At 56.5% G+C, this 701-nt stretch carries 1 rRNA gene; it reads right to left on the bottom strand.

Annotated features, from left to right (window positions below):
* Positions 1-424 (bottom strand): 23S ribosomal RNA (locus FZ938_RS30370); the annotation flags it as partial.
* Positions 425-701 lie beyond the last annotated feature (277 nt).

The raw sequence follows: 701 nt of genomic DNA, 5'->3' as shown, positions 1-701 counted from the left end.
CTGAGGAGTACTTAGGCTTGGAGGGTGGTCCCCCCATGTTCAGACAGGGTTTCACGTGCCCCGCCCTACTCGAGCATCCGATCCGGTTTATCCGTACGGGGCTATCACCCGCTATGGCCCGACTTTCCAGACGGTTCCGGTTATGTAGATCGAATGACTGGCCTGGTCCGCGTTCGCTCGCCACTACTAGCGGAGTCTCGGTTGATGTCCTTTCCTCCGGCTACTTAGATGTTTCAGTTCGCCGGGTTCGCTTCCCATACCTATGGATTCAGTGTGGGATACCGCTTGCGCGGTGGGTTTCCCCATTCGGAAATTCACGGATCAAAGCCTGCTCGCGGCTCCCCGTGACTTATCGCAACGTGCTACGTCCTTCATCGCCTCTCAGTGCCAAGGCATCCACCAGATGCCCTTCAGACGCTTGATCTCTATTCCGAACGTCACGCACAGGGGAAAACCGCTCCTGCCTCGTGGACGCTCATGAAGATGCATCCTCGGTCACTTAAAACTCGACTTTATTCACGATTTGAAAGATCCCGCGTTTTGAAATTTTCAAAACGCCAAGCGCTTCTCGTCAATCCGGCCGATATGCTGCGAATGCGGCATCAACGGGAGTTCCGGATCGTCGAGAAGGGATGCGCCGGCGGCGGCAGAGAAAGCTGCTTCGGCTGAGGTGCCGGACCATCCAGGGTCGGCTTCCTTAG

It is taken from the genome of Azospirillum oryzae, assembly GCF_008364795.1.
GTDB classification, from domain to species: Bacteria; Pseudomonadota; Alphaproteobacteria; order Azospirillales; family Azospirillaceae; genus Azospirillum; species Azospirillum oryzae.
The sequence above is the reverse complement of the archived record's forward strand: the minus strand, read 5'-3'. Positions and strand labels throughout refer to the sequence as shown.